The sequence below is a fragment of the Pseudomonas sp. SBT1-2 genome (assembly GCF_028640875.1).
Classification (GTDB): Bacteria; Pseudomonadota; Gammaproteobacteria; order Pseudomonadales; family Pseudomonadaceae; genus Aquipseudomonas; species Aquipseudomonas chlororaphis_I.
On sequence record NZ_JAQZAA010000081.1, the window covers coordinates 35,289 to 51,458 of the forward strand.

Annotated in this window: 17 protein-coding genes; 16 read left to right on the forward strand and 1 reads right to left on the reverse strand. The window is 62.4% G+C overall.

Annotated elements, in window-relative coordinates:
• Positions 1 to 31: 31 nt before the first annotated feature.
• The 13 genes from PVZ78_RS14530 to PVZ78_RS14590 all read left to right on the forward strand — a co-directional run bounded on the left by PVZ78_RS14530 (position 32) and on the right by PVZ78_RS14590 (position 12,191).
• Entirely contained in the window at positions 32 to 1,300 is a 1,269-nt protein-coding gene (locus PVZ78_RS14530) for a beta-ketoacyl-[acyl-carrier-protein] synthase family protein (RefSeq protein WP_016703556.1), read from the forward strand.
• Positions 1,301 to 1,302: 2 nt separating this feature from the next.
• Positions 1,303 to 2,109 (forward strand): MaoC family dehydratase, encoded by an 807-nt coding sequence (locus tag PVZ78_RS14535; RefSeq protein WP_016703555.1) that lies wholly within the window; start codon positions 1,303 to 1,305, stop codon positions 2,107 to 2,109.
• Positions 2,106 to 2,372 (forward strand): acyl carrier protein, encoded by a 267-nt coding sequence (locus tag PVZ78_RS14540; protein WP_009050743.1) that lies wholly within the window; start codon positions 2,106 to 2,108, stop codon positions 2,370 to 2,372. Before PVZ78_RS14535 ends, PVZ78_RS14540 begins: the two co-directional genes overlap by 4 nt.
• Positions 2,373 to 2,407: 35 nt before the next feature.
• Complete coding sequence (locus PVZ78_RS14545; RefSeq protein WP_009050742.1) at positions 2,408 to 3,307, forward strand: diiron oxygenase; 900 nt, start codon at positions 2,408 to 2,410, stop codon at positions 3,305 to 3,307.
• Complete coding sequence (locus PVZ78_RS14550; protein ID WP_101283469.1) at positions 3,304 to 4,827, forward strand: phytoene desaturase family protein; 1,524 nt, start codon at positions 3,304 to 3,306, stop codon at positions 4,825 to 4,827. The genes PVZ78_RS14545 and PVZ78_RS14550 overlap by 4 nt, the downstream gene beginning before the upstream one ends.
• The gene (locus PVZ78_RS14555; RefSeq protein WP_273828873.1) at positions 4,824 to 5,663 is read left to right on the forward strand and encodes an alpha/beta hydrolase; all 840 of its coding nucleotides are present in this window, start codon (positions 4,824 to 4,826) and stop codon (positions 5,661 to 5,663) included. The genes PVZ78_RS14550 and PVZ78_RS14555 overlap by 4 nt, the downstream gene beginning before the upstream one ends.
• 36 nt (positions 5,664 to 5,699) lie before the next feature.
• The gene (locus tag PVZ78_RS14560) at positions 5,700 to 6,455 is read left to right on the forward strand and encodes an SDR family NAD(P)-dependent oxidoreductase (RefSeq protein WP_053269877.1); all 756 of its coding nucleotides are present in this window, start codon (positions 5,700 to 5,702) and stop codon (positions 6,453 to 6,455) included.
• A 38-nt stretch (positions 6,456 to 6,493) separates the two neighbouring features.
• The gene (locus PVZ78_RS14565) at positions 6,494 to 7,999 is read left to right on the forward strand and encodes a phytoene desaturase family protein (protein ID WP_016703552.1); all 1,506 of its coding nucleotides are present in this window, start codon (positions 6,494 to 6,496) and stop codon (positions 7,997 to 7,999) included.
• Between the two features lie 42 nt (positions 8,000 to 8,041).
• The gene (fdxA, locus tag PVZ78_RS14570; RefSeq protein WP_009050737.1) at positions 8,042 to 8,413 is read left to right on the forward strand and encodes a ferredoxin FdxA; all 372 of its coding nucleotides are present in this window, start codon (positions 8,042 to 8,044) and stop codon (positions 8,411 to 8,413) included.
• A 22-nt stretch (positions 8,414 to 8,435) separates the two neighbouring features.
• On the forward strand, positions 8,436 to 10,073 hold the full coding sequence (locus PVZ78_RS14575; RefSeq protein ID WP_009050736.1) for a phytoene desaturase family protein: 1,638 nt from the start codon (positions 8,436 to 8,438) through the stop codon (positions 10,071 to 10,073).
• Between the two features lie 103 nt (positions 10,074 to 10,176).
• The gene (locus tag PVZ78_RS14580) at positions 10,177 to 10,608 is read left to right on the forward strand and encodes a hypothetical protein (protein ID WP_009050735.1); all 432 of its coding nucleotides are present in this window, start codon (positions 10,177 to 10,179) and stop codon (positions 10,606 to 10,608) included.
• A gap of 92 nt (positions 10,609 to 10,700) precedes the next feature.
• A complete protein-coding gene (locus PVZ78_RS14585) occupies positions 10,701 to 11,345 on the forward strand; it encodes an MBL fold metallo-hydrolase (protein WP_273828874.1) in 645 nt (214 codons plus the stop codon).
• A 114-nt stretch (positions 11,346 to 11,459) separates the two neighbouring features.
• On the forward strand, positions 11,460 to 12,191 hold the full coding sequence (locus PVZ78_RS14590) for an OmpA family lipoprotein (RefSeq protein ID WP_009050733.1): 732 nt from the start codon (positions 11,460 to 11,462) through the stop codon (positions 12,189 to 12,191).
• Positions 12,192 to 12,374: 183 nt separating this feature from the next.
• On the opposite strand, the gene PVZ78_RS14595 is transcribed toward PVZ78_RS14590, so the two are convergent.
• Positions 12,375 to 12,809 carry a YhcB family protein gene (locus PVZ78_RS14595; RefSeq protein ID WP_007928428.1) on the reverse strand — a complete coding sequence of 145 codons (435 nt, stop codon included), beginning with the start codon at positions 12,807 to 12,809 and terminating at the stop codon, positions 12,375 to 12,377.
• Positions 12,810 to 12,953: 144 nt separating this feature from the next.
• Between PVZ78_RS14595 and PVZ78_RS14600 the strand changes: the two genes are divergently transcribed.
• From PVZ78_RS14600 to zapE, 3 genes are all read left to right on the forward strand, one after another.
• Positions 12,954 to 13,583, forward strand: a complete 630-nt coding sequence (locus tag PVZ78_RS14600) for an alpha/beta hydrolase (RefSeq protein ID WP_016703548.1) — start codon at positions 12,954 to 12,956, stop codon at positions 13,581 to 13,583.
• A gap of 24 nt (positions 13,584 to 13,607) precedes the next feature.
• Entirely contained in the window at positions 13,608 to 14,963 is a 1,356-nt protein-coding gene (locus PVZ78_RS14605) for a tryptophan--tRNA ligase (RefSeq protein ID WP_053269874.1), read from the forward strand.
• Between the two features lie 87 nt (positions 14,964 to 15,050).
• A complete protein-coding gene (zapE, locus tag PVZ78_RS14610; RefSeq protein WP_007928431.1) occupies positions 15,051 to 16,145 on the forward strand; it encodes a cell division protein ZapE in 1,095 nt (364 codons plus the stop codon).
• Positions 16,146 to 16,170 lie beyond the last annotated feature (25 nt).

Below are 16,170 nucleotides of genomic sequence, written 5' to 3' on the forward strand. Positions count from 1 at the left end.
CTCCAGCCAAGACATCGAAACAGGGAAGATCATGGAAAAGTCCGCCTCTTCAGAACCGCGCCGGGTAGTTGTAACCGGTTATGGCGCCATCTGCTCGCTCGGCGAGAATGTCGAAGCCATCTGGGACGCAATGATGGATTACCAGGTCGGTTACCGTCAGCACAGCTTCGACGATCCGAGCATCCATGCGCGTTACTTTGGCTTTATCGATGACTTCGGTCGTGAAGCGATGCGTCCGTTCTCGAAGAAAATCTCCAAGATGTTGCCGCTGTTCGCCAAATACAGCCTGGTGGCCACCCACGAGGCGATCCGCATGGCGTATGGCGACACGCCCCTGGATGAGGTCGTCTCGCCCTTTGATCGCGGCGTGATCCTGGGGACCGGCTGGGGCGGGCTCGATACTGCCAACAGCAACAACAACGAATACCGCGAGCAGGGCATCTCCACGTCCTTCGCCACCGTCATGTCGATGTGCAATGCCGCGACCGCCGGCATCACCATGAACTGGAACATGCGCGGTATCCAGAACAGCCCGGTGGCGGCCTGCGCCACGGGCACCATCGCCATTGGCGAAGCCTACGAGGCGATTCGCAGCGGCCGCGCCAAGGTGATGATCGCCGGTGGCAGCGAATCCCTGAAAGAGCAGTTCAACGTCTGGTCGGTGGATGTCATCCAGGCCTTGAGCAAGGAACAGGAAAACCCACGCCTGGCCTGCTGCCCGTTCAGCAAGGGACGCAGCGGCTTCGTGCTCTCCGAGGGCGCGGCGGTGTTGTGCCTGGAAGACTATGAACTGGCCCGGGCCCGGGGCGCGAAGATCCTCGGCGAGATCACCGGCTACGCCAACTATTCGGACGCCTACGACATGACGGCCCCGGCCGAAGACATGCAGGCCCGGGTACGGGTGATCAATGACGTGTGCCAGCAGGCAGGCGTAGAGGCCTCGCAGATCGACTACGTCAACCTGCACGGCACCTCGACCCCGCTCAACGATGTCAACGAGACCCGCTCGATCAAACTGGCCCTGGGGGATGCGGCATACGGCATTCCGATGTCCAGCACCAAGTCCTACACCGGGCACTTGATCGGCGCCGCCGGCTCGATGGAGGCGGTCTTCTGCCTCAAGGCCATGGCCCGGGGCACGATTCCGGCGACCATCCATATGGATGAGGCCGACCCTGAGTGCGACCTCAACTACGTGCCCAACGAACACCTGCATGGGCAGACCCTGAACAACGTGCTGAACCTGAGCTTCGGTTTCGGTGGCGCCAACGCCGGCATCATGCTGCGCAAGGTGGTCTGATCATGCAGCTGCAATTCGGAGCCGAGCAGATCGAGGCATGGGCCGGTCTCTCCGGCGATCGCAACCCGATCCACTTCGACCGCGAGGCGGCGCGCCGCATGGACGCAGCCGATGTGGTGGTGCATGGCATGCTCGCGCTGCTGCCGGTCAAGCACCGCATGGGGCGGGCCAGCCCGGTGCTGCCCCAGGACTGGATGCAGTTCAAGGCGCTGCTCAAGACCCCGGTGCTGCGCGACAGCACGGTAGCCCTGTCGACCCGCGAACGCAGTGACAGCACCGGGTTCAAGTTGCACTCGAGCGCTGACAACAGCGAACACGTGATCGGCCATGTACGCATCGTCGAGGCACCGGAATGGTCATCCACAACCCCCGGTTTCCTGCTGGCACGCGAGGAGGTCGCGGCCTGGCTCGCGCGCTTTCGTGATGACCTGGGCCGGGAGCTCGATGACTGGGTCGCGCTCGATGCGCTGATCTTTTCCCACTTCATCCGCAACCATCTGGGCGTGATCTTCGATTGCCTGTCCCCGCAGTTCCGTCAGCGGCAGCGGCCGAACCGGCTCGAGGATCTGTCCGATCACCTGGTGGTGCAGACCAGCCACCAGATCACCTTCTGCACATCGCTGCGCTCGCTGGGTGAGTTGCAGACCGATATCCGCTGCGAGATCGACAACATCCACCTGATCGAAAGCCCCGGCAAGGCCGTGGGCACCCTCGATCTCGGGGTGCATGTCAGCGATCGCCACGTAATGACCATCACCCTCGGCCTGATGATAAAGGCCCTTCCAACCTCCCAAGGAGCTATGCAATGACCACCGTAGAGAAAGTATTTGCCGTTGTTCGCGACCTCATCCTGGAACTCAAGGATGTCGACGAAAACGATGTGACCCTCGATACCAATATCGAAGCGATGGAGTTCGACAGCCTGGACTTCGTCGAGATGCAGGTCGTGGTGCAGAAGAAGATCGGCGTGGCGCTGGATCCCGACTCGTTCGTCAGCCGCAAGATCGCCACGCTGCGCCAGCTGTGCGAGTTCGTGGTCGAGCTCAAGGAATCGGCCGCTGTCCCTGCCTGACTGGCAGGTCCACCGTTACGGATAGGAGCAAGGGAATGTCCACGCTGACCAATAGTGTGCTCGCCATTTCAGAAGCAAGAGAGTCCAAGGTCCGCAAGCTGAGCGAAGTCTCGCACCACAAGACCATGGACCACGCGACCGTGCTGCCCTGGGACCAGGAGGTCGATCGCAGCCTGTACCCGAAGGACCCCGATCACCTGTGGATCAATGGCACGCGTTTCTGCGAAGGCCTGAGCGAGGCGCAGAAGCTGGAACTGGCCTGGCTGGAAACCGGCCGTGACATCTCCATGTTCATCTGGCTGGAGCAGACCATTCCGCCGCTGTACATGGGCTATGTCACCCAGTTCCACGACCGCATCTCCCAGGACCTGCAGGAGTACCTGATGATCTTCTCCAAGGAGGAGATCGTTCACACCCTGACCTTCAAGCGTTTCATGGGCAAGGCCGGCCTGCAGTTGTGGAACCCGCCGGTGGGTCTCTATGAGTTGCTCACCGAGACGCTGCCGAAGATGGAGCCCGCGGTGGGCGTGCTGTTCACGCTGCTGATCGAGTGGGTCGCGGAAATGGGCGCGATGCACACGTCCCAGGGGCCAGGCGTCGAGCCTATGACCCGGACCATGTTCCGTGAGCATCATCATGACGAGGCCCGGCATATCGCCTTCGGTCGCTGGATCAGCGAGTCGTTCTTTGAAACGGCGAGCCCCGAGTCCATCGCCCAGGTGAAGGCCATGAGCCGCCGGATCATTCCGGCGCTGATCGACATGTTCACCTACAACCCGGAAATCGCCCGGCACACCTCGTTCGAGTTCCCGATCGCGGTGGATGACAAGGCGAAGATCGAGGAAGTCTGGCGCTCGGCCCATAACGCCCGGCTCAACGACGCACGTTTTGCCGAGATCTATGCCTGGGTCGACAAGCTGGGGTTGCGGCAATGAACCAGCCGTCCTGGGACGCGATCTTCGTCGGTGCCGGGATCACCAGCCTGGCCTGTGCGGCGATGCTGGTCAAACGTGACCCCGGGGTGCGCCTGTTGATGGTCGACAAGCATATTGTCGTCGGCGGCTATGCCTCCACCTTCAGCCGGCCAAAGCAGGGTGCGGTGTTCGACTGCAGCCTGCACAAGCTCAGTGGCATGGCCGAGGGCGGCAACCTCATCCGTATCCTGCGTGACCTGGGGCTGGAGGAGACGCTGGATCTGGTTTATCCCCAGGACTACTTCTGCGCCTACCGGGACGGCACGGAGCTGCCGCTGGCCAACGATGCGGACGGGGCGGAGCGGCAGCTGGTCGAGCGCTTTCCCCATCAGGCCGAGGCCATCGCGACCTTCTTCGAGCACGTCCGGACCTACGGGCGCAACGGCTATTACCAGTTCCAGATGCTCGACGGCAGCTTCGAGCCGGACATGGCCCAGTTGCGTTTCGCCCATCGCAACCTGAAGCACAAGACCGTGCGCCAGGCGCTGCACGAACTGTTCGACGACCCGTACCTGATCGAGATCCTGGCGGCGCCGGGCATCTACGTCGGCGGTTACTCGGAAGACCTGGGTTATCTGTACTACCTGCATGTGGTGTACGCCACGCTCAACCGTGGCAACGCCTATGTCGCCGGCTCCTCCCAGTACCTGTCCAACCTGCTGGCGCAGCAGATCGAACAGGCGGGTGGGCAGATCCTGCTCAGCACCCGTGTCGATGGCGTGCTCACCGACGGCCAGGGCAATGCCACGGGCATCAACACCAATCGCGGGGTGTTCCATTCTTCGCGGGTGTACATCAACGCTTCACCGCACTACGCGGTGCAGCACCTGTTCGCGGCGGATGTGGAGCTGGCGGCCACTCGGGAGAAGCTCACCGGGCTGAAGCCGGCACGCTCGACCACCACGGTGTACCTGGTGACCGACCTGCCACCGGAGCAACTGGGCTTGCAGCACAGCGAATCGATGCTGTTCGCCGATGATCCGGCGGCTGGCGCCGAGTTGCGCATGGCGGCCGCCCTCAGCGGTTATGAGGCGCAGCTCAGCGAGCGGGCCTTCTGGGAGATGTCGCCGATCGAGGTCACCAACTATCACGCCCTGGACCCGGCTGCGGGCCAGGTGGTGTGCATCAACGTGCTCGACTCGATCGCCCATTGGCCGCAGCGCCGCACCGCGCAATACCGGGCCAAGAAGCAGCGGGCCAGCGACATCCTGGTGGAGCGTCTGTTGCGCCAGGTGCCGGGGCTGCGCGGGCATGTGCTGCATACCGAGGTCGCCACGCCCCATACCTATGTGCGTTTCACCAACAACACCGACGGTTCGGGTTATGGGGCGATGGTCGGCACCGATCTCAAGGGCCATGTGTTCCATCACGGCTTCCCGGTGCAGGGCGTGCAGTTCCTCAGCGCCTGGGTGGCAGGTCCCAGTTACGAAGCCGCCTTCGGCTATGCCGAAATGAAGGCCAGGCAATGGAGGCGAGCATGAGCAAGAACGAGCAATCGACCGGCTGGCTGGGGATCGCCATTTCCAAGCTGTTCATCCGCGTCATGTTCCGTCAGGTACAGGGCTGGAAGCGTGACATACCCAAGCGTGCGGCAGGCTTTGTGGAGATCGCGCGCGACGGCAGCCGGCTGGAGGGGGCGTCCCTGCGTACCAGCGCCATGCACCCTCGGGGCGTGGTGCTGTTGTGTCATCCGTTCCTCAAGTACGGCATGCATTACTTTTTCGAGAACAACCTGGACCAGGCGTTTCTCGAACAGGGCTATCACGTGGTCGCCTTCAACTTCAAAGGCTTCGGCCGCAGCACCATCGGTGGCCATGCGTTCGCCGACGATGTGCTGGCGATTGCCCGGCGCGTGTCGCGGGACAACCCGGGCCTGCCGATCCACCTGGTGGGCTGTTCATTTGGTGGCTATCACCTGTCCCATGCCCTGGCGCGGGATGCCACGCCCTTTACCTCGGCCGTGCTGGACAGCGTGCCGATTTCGGTGCGCAGCTACTTCACCCGCGGGCCGTTGCGACTGGCCATGCGCTGGATCAGCGGCAGCCGCCTGGCGGTCCCCACGGGCACCTGTGCCATCGATCACTCGCTGCGCGGCGTGCGTCATCTGCCGATCGCCTACTTCTACGGGCGCAACGACCACTTCATCCCGGATGCCAGCGTGACCGGGCTCAGCCAGGAGTGCGAGGCGCTGCACGTGGTCGGTTTCGAGGGCTGTCGCCACCTGGAAAACCACAAGAAACACCGGGACCGCTACTTCGAGGAAATCTTCGATTTCTTCGCCCGTGCGGAAGCTCGAAAAACCGCCGTGCCGGCATGACGGCGGCAGGGATCATCAGGTCAAAGGATGTAGATCATGGAAGTTCAGCAGTCTTCAAACGGCAAATGGGTACTGGTCAGCGGCGGCAGTCGCGGCATTGGCCGCGCACTGGTCCTGGCCCTGGCCCGGGAAGGGTATCGGGTCGCGTTCACCTACCAGTCCTCGGCCGACGCGGCCTTGCAGCTGGAGCAGGAAGTGGCCGCCAGTGGCGGCCTGGCCAGCGGGCATGCCTGTGACGGCAGGGACCACGACTCGGTCGAGGCGGTGTGCGCTCAGCTGGTGGAAACCCACGGCGAGCCCTACGGCTTGATCAACAACATGGGCGTGACCGGCGACCAGCTACTGTTCAAGTTCGACATCGAGCGCTACCGCGACGTGGTCGCGACCAACCTCGATTCGGCGGTGTATTTCAGTAAATGCCTGGCTCCGGCGATGGCCGCCGAGCGCCGCGGCAAGATCCTGCACATGTCCTCCGTCAGCGGGCTCAAGGGCAACAAGGGGCAGATGGGGTACTCGGCGACCAAGGCGGCGATGATCGGCATCACCAAGACCATGGCCCTGGAAATGGCGCGCTTCAAGATCACCGTCAACGCCATCGCCCCAGGCTTCATTGCCACGGAGATGGTCGGGCAGATCGCCGACCCGATACGCAAGTCGATCACCGACACCATCCCCCTCAAGCGCTTCGGTGAAGTCCGCGAAGTGGCGGCCCTGGCCAGCTTCCTGCTGTCGCCCCAGGCCGACTACATCACTGGCCAGACATTCGTGATCGATGGCGGTCTGACGGCCTGATTAGCAGTTCTGATCTGGCCGCAGAGCCAGGAGAAATCATGAGTCAAGAATACGATACCGTTTTCGTCGGCGCGGGCCTTGGCGCGTTGGCGGGTGCCAGCCTTATGGCGCAGCGAGGCCAGAAAGTCCTGGTGGTGGAAAAGCACAACGTAGCCGGTGGTTACGCGAGCAATTTCCGCCGCAAGGATTTCAACTTCGATGTTTCGCTGCATTCGTTCGACGGCGTGGTGCGGGGCGCCGAGTCGTTCAATGTGATCCAGGCCTGTGGCGTGGCGGACAAGGTCGAGTTTCTCCATCACCCGACCTTGTATCGCTATCGCTCGCAGGACATCGACCTCACGGTCGGGCACCGCGACCTGGAAGGTTACAAGCGCGAGTTGTTCCGCTTCTTTCCCGAGGAGGTCGATAACATCAACCGGCTGTTCGCCGAGTCGCAGCGCAACTACAAGGACCTGTGCGGCTTCCTGTATTCGCGCAAGCCGTTCTGGATGAGGCTGGTGGCCACGCCGATGATCTATCCCCGGGTGCTCAAGTATGGGCATGAAACGGTGGATCACTACTTCTCGCGCTTCACCTCCAATGAGCGCCTCAAGGAAGTGCTGTCGGCGCAATGGAGCTACTACGGCCTGCCGGCCAAGGACCTGGCGTTCGGCTACTTTTCCTATCCCTTCATCGATTATCTGGAGAACGGCGGTTATTCGATCAAGGGCGGCTCACAGGCCTTGTCCAACGCCTTGGTCGAGGTCATCGAGCAGCATGGCGGCCGGGTCGAGCTGGAGTCGGCGGTCAACCAGATCGTGGTCGAGCGCGGCCGGGTCAGTGGCGTGGTGACGCGCAAGTCGGGCAAGGTCAAGGCGCGCAACGTCGTGGCCAATATCTCGCCCCATGCGGTGCTGGCATTGGCGGGCGAGCAGCACTTCGGTGCCAAGTACCGCTCGCGCCTGCGCCAGCTCAAGCTGTCGGTGTCGGGGTTCCAGGTCTACCTGGGGCTCGATTGCCCGCTGAGCGAACTGGGCGTGGGCGCCGAGGAGTACATCCACTTCTTCGCCCCGCCGAAAACCCAGCGCCAACAGTTCGAGCATATCCAGGCCGGAGAGCTGCATGGCGACAACACCAGCTGGTCGATCAACTACTTCTCCAACGTCGATCCCTCGATGGTCCCGGCCGGAAAGTCCAGCCTGGGCCTGTTCACCCTGACGGGCGCCGGCGAATGGCACTCCCTGGACAAGCTCGCCTACCGGCGCAAGAAGATCGAACTCACCGAGCTGCTGATCGCCAACGCCGAACGGGTCATTCCCGGCCTGCGTCGGCACATCGAGGTCTGCGAGGCAGGTTCGCCGCGCACCATGAGCAAGTTCACCCATAACCCGGCGGGCGCGATCTACGGCTTCGAGCAGAACACCCGACAGTCCGGCCTGTTCAACCGTTTCCCGCAGAAATACCCGGTCAAGGGGCTGTACCAGGTCGGGGCCTGGACATTCCCGGGCGCAGGCTTCATCGGAACGATGTTGTCGGCGCGCTTGTTGGTCGACCGCTATTTCTGAGCGGCGACTTCCCAGTCCAACCAGACGTTTACGAGACTCACCATGACCTACGTAGTGACCGACAACTGCATCCAGTGCCGCCACACCAACTGCGTCGATATCTGCCCCGCGGATGCCTTCCACCTGGGGCCGAACTTCATCGTCATCAATCCCCAGGAGTGCGTCGACTGCGGCCTGTGCCTGCCCGAATGCCCGGAGGAAGCCATCCAGCCGGAGAACCAGCTCGATGACAGCAACCGGCATTTCCTCAAGCTCAACGCCGAGCTGGCCGAACACTGGCCGGTGATCCTGCAGCGGATTCCGCCCCTGGCGGAGCATGAGCACTGGAGCCGCAAGCCGAACAAGCTGCCCCACCTGATACATGAGGCCGAGGCGGTCGACCCGACCCGCGACCACCACCTAGCCCATGCCTGATGCGCGACTGGAACCGTAACCCATGCAAAGCTTTGATCGATTCAAGACCCTCGAGAGCGACACCTTCGACGTGATAGTGGTCGGCGCCGGCATCGGTGGCCTGACGGCTGCCGCAACCCTGGCCAACCGCGGCAAGCAGGTGCTGGTGCTCGACATGCACTATGAAATGGGCGGCTGTGCCACGGTGTTCCACCGCAAGGGCAAGGACTACGAGTTCGATGTCGGCCTGCACTACATCGGCGACTGCGGCAAGGACGGCCTGATTCCGCGGATCCTGCGGGGGGCCGGCATCGATGACGGTGAAATCCGCTTTATCGAGCAGGACCCGGAAGGTTTCGAGACCCTGTGTTTCCCCGACTTCCAGTTCGCGGTTCCCCGCGGTTATGAACGCTTTCGCGAAAAGCTGCTGGAGGCGTTCCCTAAGGAGCGGGCGGGGATCAACCGCTATTTCAAGATGCTGCAGCAGGTCTGGGATTTCATGGGCATCCACTCGCGCCCGCTGACGGCGCTGTGGGTACTGCCGCGCTCGTGGATGCTGATGCGTCACGCCAAATCGACGGTGGCGCAATTCCTCGACACCTGTACCCAGGACCAGCGCCTGCGGGCCATCCTGACCGGGCAGCTGGGGGTCTATCACCAGCCGCCGAGCCGCGCGACCATGGCCGGCCACGCGGCGGTGGTCAATCACTTCCTGCAGGGTTCCTACTACCCCTCGGGCGGCGGTCAGATGTTCTCCGACAAGCTGGGCGAGGTGGTCGAGCGCAAGGGCGGCAAGATCCTCCTGCGCTCCAAGGTCGAACGTATCCTGATCGAGAACGGGCGTGCCGTGGGCGTCGAGTTCAGCAACAAGCACCTGGGCAAACGGGTGGTCAAGGCCGGTGCGGTGATCTGCAACGCCGATATCAAGCAGGCCCTGCTCGGCCTGATCGGCCGTGAACACCTCAAGCCCAAGACCGTGCGTCGTGCCGAGCAGTTCGAGATGTCACCGGCCATGGGCGTGGTCTATTTGGGTATCGACATGGACCTCAAGGCCATGGGCCTGAAGAACACCAACTATCGCATCTACCCAGGCTGCGATTACGAGAAGGCCTACCGCGAGGTGTTCGCCGGGGCGTTTCCCGAGGAGCCCCATCTGTTCATCGGCAACGCCACCATGAAAGACCCGGATAACCCGGCCATCGCGCCACCGGGCATCTATAACCTGCAATTGATGTCGGCAGTGCCTTCCACCCCGCAAAGCTGGGGCGTGACCCAGGCCGAGCTGACGGATGGCAGCTATCGGACCAACCCGGCCTACCTGGCGAAAAAAGAGTGGTACGCCCGCCAGCTGATTGCCTTGGCCGAACGGGTGATTCCGGGCATGTCGAAGCACATCGTCTATCAGGAAGTCTCGACGCCTTTTTCGGTGACGCGCTTTATCGGCTCCGAAGGCGGGACCTCCTACGGCCTGGCCTTTACCCCGGAGTACTTCCTGCACAACCGGCCGGGAGCCAAGACGGAGATCCGCAACCTGTACCTGTGCGGCGCTTCTACCCGTACCGGGCACGGCATCTTTGGCGCCATGACCGGTGGCGTGGAAGCGGCCGCGGCGGTCAGTGGTCGTCACGTGCGTTACCAGGTCATGGACATCGGCACCCGCGCCGAAGCGGCGGTCCGTTGACGGCGACGTCATGGCGCACCCCGTCGGTGCGCCATGACGTCTATGCTGCAGCGCGTGAATCATTGGATTCACCGAGAATGGACTGGCATCAAGGAGCGATGGAATGACGAATGGATACAACATGGCGCTGGTGATCGGCGCCGGGCTCAGCCTGTTGGCGGCGCTGATGCACGTCGGGGTGATCATGGTCGGGCCTTCCTGGTATCGCCTGTTTGGCGCAGGCGAGCGCTTTGTGCGGGCGGCCCAGGCCGGGCGCTGGTTTCCCGCGGTGGTCACGGCCGGGATTGCCCTGGTGCTTGCCGCCTGGGCGGCGTATGCGCTGTCCGCGGCCGGGGTGATCGCGCCCTTGCCCTTGCTGCGCCCGGCGCTGATCGCGATCACCCTGGTCTACCTGTTGCGTGGCCTGTTGGGGCCGGTCGCCCTGGCGGGCACCGGGCGCAGCCGGCGCTTCATCTTTGTCAGCTCGACGATCTGCCTGGTCTATGGCCTGGTGCATCTGTTCGGCCTGGTGCAAGTGTGGGGTTCCCTGGCCTAGGGGATGCCGCAGAGGGCTGCGGAGTTGAAAGTCAGGGCCCATTGCGGTCACCCTTGGCGTCATCAGCCTGGCCTCAGCCCTTTAGGACCCTCATGGACATCGCAAAACCTGCCCTTATCCGCGAAACCTTCCCCGTCGGCCCGTTGCAGTGCAACTGCACGATCATCGGCGACCCTGTTACAAAAAAGGCCATCGTCGTCGACCCGGGCGGCAACCCCGACCTGATCATGGCGCGGCTCGACGCGCTGGGGCTGAAGGTGGTGAGCATCATTCATACCCATGCCCACCTGGATCACTTCCTGGCCTCCGGGCAGATGAAGGAGAAAACCGGCGCGACCCTGCACCTGCACAAGGAGGATCAGTTCCTCTGGGACAACCTGGAGATGCAGTGCGGCATGTTCGGCGTGCCTTACACTCCAGTACCATCGCCGGATCGCTGGCTGGCGGACGATGAAGAGCTGGCCTGCGGCTGCGGCGTGGCCCTGCATACGCCGGGGCATACCCCAGGTTCCATGAGCTTCTGGTTCGCAGAGGCTAAGCTACTGATTGCCGGCGACACCTTGTTCAAGCGCGGGGTAGGGCGCACGGACCTGTGGGGTGGCGACCAGGCCACCATCGTGCGTTCGATCAAGCAGCGTCTATACACCCTCGATGAAGACGCGACCGTGGTGGCCGGGCATGGTCCGGACACCCGCCTGGGCGATGAAATGCGTGAGAATCCCTTTGTCAGGGCCTGACATTTGCTGTCAAAAGTTTCACGGAATTTTTGTCATTGGCCGTGTTCAAACGCCTGCAAAGGTCTGTTGCCAACGTCCGCTGCATCACAGAATGAAAAAAGTAGGAGCTTCTCCATGTTCACCTCGCGTCGTTTGATCGTTGTTGCTACTGCTGTGGCCTTGTTGTCCGGCTGTGCTTCGCCTAACCCCTATGACAATCAGGGGCAGGCCGACGGCTCCACGGGCATGAGCAAAACTGCAAAATACGGTGGCCTGGGTGCCTTGGCCGGTGCGCTGGCCGGTGCCGCCATCGACCACAACAACCGTGGCAAGGGCGCGCTGATTGGCGCCGCGGTAGTCGGTGCTTCCGCCGCCGGCTACGGCTACTACGCCGACCAGCAGGAAAAGAAACTGCGTGCCAGCATGGCCAATACCGGGGTCGAAGTGCAGCGCCAGGGCGATCAGATCAAGCTGATCATGCCGGGCAACATCACGTTCGCCACCGATTCGGCGAACATCGCTCCAAGCTTCTATCAGCCGCTGAACAACCTGGCCAACTCCCTCAAGGAGTTCAACCAGAACCAGATCGAAATCGTCGGCTACACCGACAGCACCGGCAGCCGCCAGCACAACATGGACCTGTCCCAGCGTCGCGCCCAGAGCGTGGCGACCTACCTGACCTCGCAAGGTGTCAGCGGTGCCAACCTGTCGGCCCGTGGCGCTGGCCCGGATAACCCGATCGCCAGCAACAGCGACGTCAATGGCCGTGCGCAGAACCGTCGGGTGGAAGTGAACCTCAAGGCGATTCCTGGCCAGCAGTATGGTGGTCAGCAGCAACAGCCGGGTACGGTTCAGCAGTATCCGTAACTGATCGTTTGAATGAAGAAATGCCCGATCCTGTGATCGGGCATTTTTGTGTGCGGCCTTTGCCGGCCTCTTCGCGGGCTTGCCCGCGAAGAGGTCCGATCAGCCGCTATCCAATCACCAGATACAAAAAAGCCCCCGGACAACCGAATTGTCCGGGGGCTTTTTATTGGACGCGAAGCCTGATTACTTCTTCAGACCATAATGCTCGTCGAGCATGCCAGGCGCGTTAGGCGTCTTTGGCGCGTAGTCCCGTGGCGGTTCCTGGTCGCGCGGCGGCGTCAGGCGTTCCCGTGGAGCCTGCACCGAGTCGGAGTGCAGCGCGGCCAGCAGGCGTTGGCGGGTCAGCTCGTCCAGGGCCAGGCGGTTGGCGCCCTCGGCGAGATGGTCCTGCACTTCCTGATAGCTTTGAGTGAGTTTTTTCACCAGGGTGGCGGTGCTGTTGAAGTGGGTGACCACTTCGTTCTGATAGCTGTCAAAACGTTCCTGAATATCATCCAGCTGACGTTGCGTGCGGTTAGGCGCGGCATTCGGCAGCAGGCGAGCGACCAGAAATCCAATGGCGACACCCGCGATCAGGGCAAGAGTCGGCAACAACCAAACTAAGAGCGAGTGTTCCACGAGTCCTTCCTCTATAAACGGCTTTGCTTTACGTTAACGGCTCGAACCTGCGCTGTATACCGCGATTCACTCGCAATAGATTGGCACAGACAATTTGCTAGACGAGTCGACCCGATTCGAGGTCACGGAGTTCCTTCCTTGCTTATGCGTGAAACCCCCGTAGTGATTGCCGGCCCGGTCGGCCAACTGGAAGCCCTGTATCTGGATGTCGCCGACGCCCGTGGCGTGGCGCTGATCTGCCATCCGAACCCGGTGCAGGGCGGCACCATGCTCAACAAGGTGGTCTCGACCCTGCAACGTACGGCGCGCGACGCCGGCCTGATCACCTTGCGTTTCAACTACCGTGGCGTCGGCGCCAGCGAAGGCAGCCACGACATGGGCAGCGGTGAGGTCGATGACGCGCAGGCGGCTGCCGAATGGCTGCGGGCCAGGCACCCGGATCTGCCGATGACCCTGCTCGGTTTCTCCTTCGGCGGCTTCGTCGCCGCCAGCCTCGGCGGGCGCCTGGAAGCCCGCGGCGAACAGCTCAAGCACCTGTTCATGGTTGCCGCTGCGGTGATGCGTCTGCGCGACAGCGACCTGCTGCCGCAGAACTGCCCGCTGACCCTGATCCAGCCGGAAACCGACGAAGTGGTCGACCCGCAACTGGTCTACGACTGGTCCGACGCGCTTGAGCGCCCCCATGAGCTGCTGAAAGTGGCAGAATGCGGACACTTTTTTCATGGCAAGCTCACCGATCTCAAGGATCTGGTGCTGCCACGACTCTCGAATTGATTGCAGTCTGATAAGCGATTACCCATGACTACTCGTACGCGCATCCTCACCGGCATCACCACCACCGGCACGCCGCACCTGGGCAACTACGCTGGCGCCATCCGCCCGGCGATCCTCGCCAGCCGCGACAGCAATGCCGATTCGTTCTACTTCCTGGCCGACTATCACGCCCTGATCAAGTGCGACGACCCGCTGCGTATCCAGCGCTCGCGCCTGGAAATCGCCGCGACCTGGCTGGCCGGTGGCCTGGATGTGGAGCGCGTGACTTTCTATCGCCAGTCGGACATCCCGGAAATCCCGGAGCTGACCTGGTTGCTGACCTGCGTGGCGGCCAAGGGCCTGCTCAACCGCGCCCACGCCTACAAGGCTTCGGTGGATAAAAACGTCGAAACCGGTGAAGACCCGGATGCCGGCATCACCATGGGCCTGTACAGCTACCCGGTGCTGATGGCCGCGGACATCCTGATGTTCAACGCGCACAAGGTGCCGGTCGGTCGCGACCAGATCCAGCACGTGGAAATGGCCCGTGACATCGGCCAGCGCTTCAACCACCTGTTCGGCCAGGGCAAGGAGTTCTTCACCATGCCCGAGGCGCTGATCGAGGAAAGCGTCGCCACCTTGCCGGGCCTCGATGGCCGCAAGATGTCCAAGAGCTACGACAACACCATCCCGTTGTTCAGCAGCGCCAAGGAGATGAAGGACGCGATCTCGCGCATCGTCACCGACTCCCGAGCTCCTGGCGAAGCCAAGGACCCGGACAACGCGCACTTGTTCACCCTGTTCCAGGCCTTCGCGACACAGGCCCAGGCTGACGAATTCCGCAGCGAACTGCTGCAGGGTCTGGGTTGGGGCGAGGCGAAGAATCGTCTGTTCCAGCTGCTGGACAACCAGCTGGGCGAAGCGCGCGAGCGTTATCACCAGTTGATCGAACGCCCTTCGGACCTGGAAGACATCCTCCAGGCCGGCGCCAAGAAAGCCCGCGCCGTGGCCACCCCGTTCCTCAACGAACTGCGTGAGGCCGTGGGCCTGCGTTCGTTCGTCAACCAGGTGCAAGTGGCGGCGACCACCAAGAAGAAAGCGGCCAAGGCCGCGCGCTTCGTCAGCTTCCGTGAAGACGACGGCAGCTTCCGTTTCCGCCTGCTGGCCGCCGATGGCGAGCAGCTGTTGCTGTCGCGCAACTTCGCCGACGGCAAGACTGCGGGTGCCGTGACCAAGCAACTGCAAGCCGGCCAGGCTCTGGAACTGCGCAGCGAAGCGCTGAGTTTCAGCGTCTGGCTGGAAGGTGAGTGCGTGGCCGACAGCCCGGCCTTTGCCGACGCGGCGGCCCGCGATGCGGCGATCGATGCACTGCGTGTCGCCCTGACGCCTGTGCAGGACTAACCGCAATCTCCCGACCAAGGGCTGATTGCCATTCTCAAGGGCCGTCGCTACAGTGACGGCCCGTTTTTGTTGCCTTGCTAACGAATTATGACGCCCCTAGAACGATACCAAGCTGATCTGAAACGCCCGGAGTTCTTCCACGACGCTGCGCAGGAAACCGCCGTGCGTCATTTGCAGCGCCTGTACGACGATCTGATCGCCGCGTCGAACAACAAGCCGGGCCTGCTGGGCAAGCTGTTTGGCAAGAAAGACCAGGTGCCGGTCAAGGGCCTGTACTTCTGGGGCGGGGTAGGGCGTGGCAAGACGTATCTGGTCGATACCTTCTTTGAAGCCCTGCCGTTCAAGCAGAAGGTCCGTACTCACTTCCACCGCTTCATGAAGCGTGTGCACGAAGAGATGAAGACCCTGGGCGGCGAGAAGAACCCGCTGACCATCATCGCCAAGCGTTTCGCCGATGAGGCCCGGGTGATCTGCTTCGACGAATTTTTCGTCTCCGACATTACCGACGCCATGATCCTCGGCACGCTGATGGAAGAGTTGTTCAAGAACGGCGTGACCCTGGTGGCCACCTCGAACATCGTGCCGGACGGTCTGTACAAGGATGGCCTGCAACGGGCGCGCTTCCTGCCGGCCATTGCCCTGATCAAGCAGCACACCGAAATCGTCAACGTCGATAGCGGTGTCGACTACCGTCTGCGTCATCTGGAGCAGGCCGAACTGTTCCACTTCCCGCTGGACGAAGCGGCCCACGAAAGCCTGCGCAAGAGCTTCCGCGCGCTGACGCCGGAATGCACCCAGGCGGTGGAAAACGATGTGCTGATCGTCGAGAACCGCGAAATCCGCGCCCTGCGTACCTGTGATGACGTGGCTTGGTTCGACTTCCGTGAACTGTGCGACGGTCCGCGCAGCCAGAACGACTACATCGAGCTGGGCAAGATCTTCCACGCTGTGCTGGTCAGTGGTGTCGAGCAGATGAGCGTCGCCACCGACGACATCGCCCGTCGCTTCATCAACATGGTCGACGAGTTCTATGACCGTAACGTCAAGCTGATCATTTCCGCTGAAGTCGAGCTCAAGGACCTGTACACCGGCGGTCGCCTGACCTTCGAGTTCCAGCGCACCCTCAGCCGTCTGCTGGAAATGCAGTCCCACGAGTTCCTCTCACGGGCGCACAAGCCTTAACGGTTGTCTGGATAAAAGAAGGGCC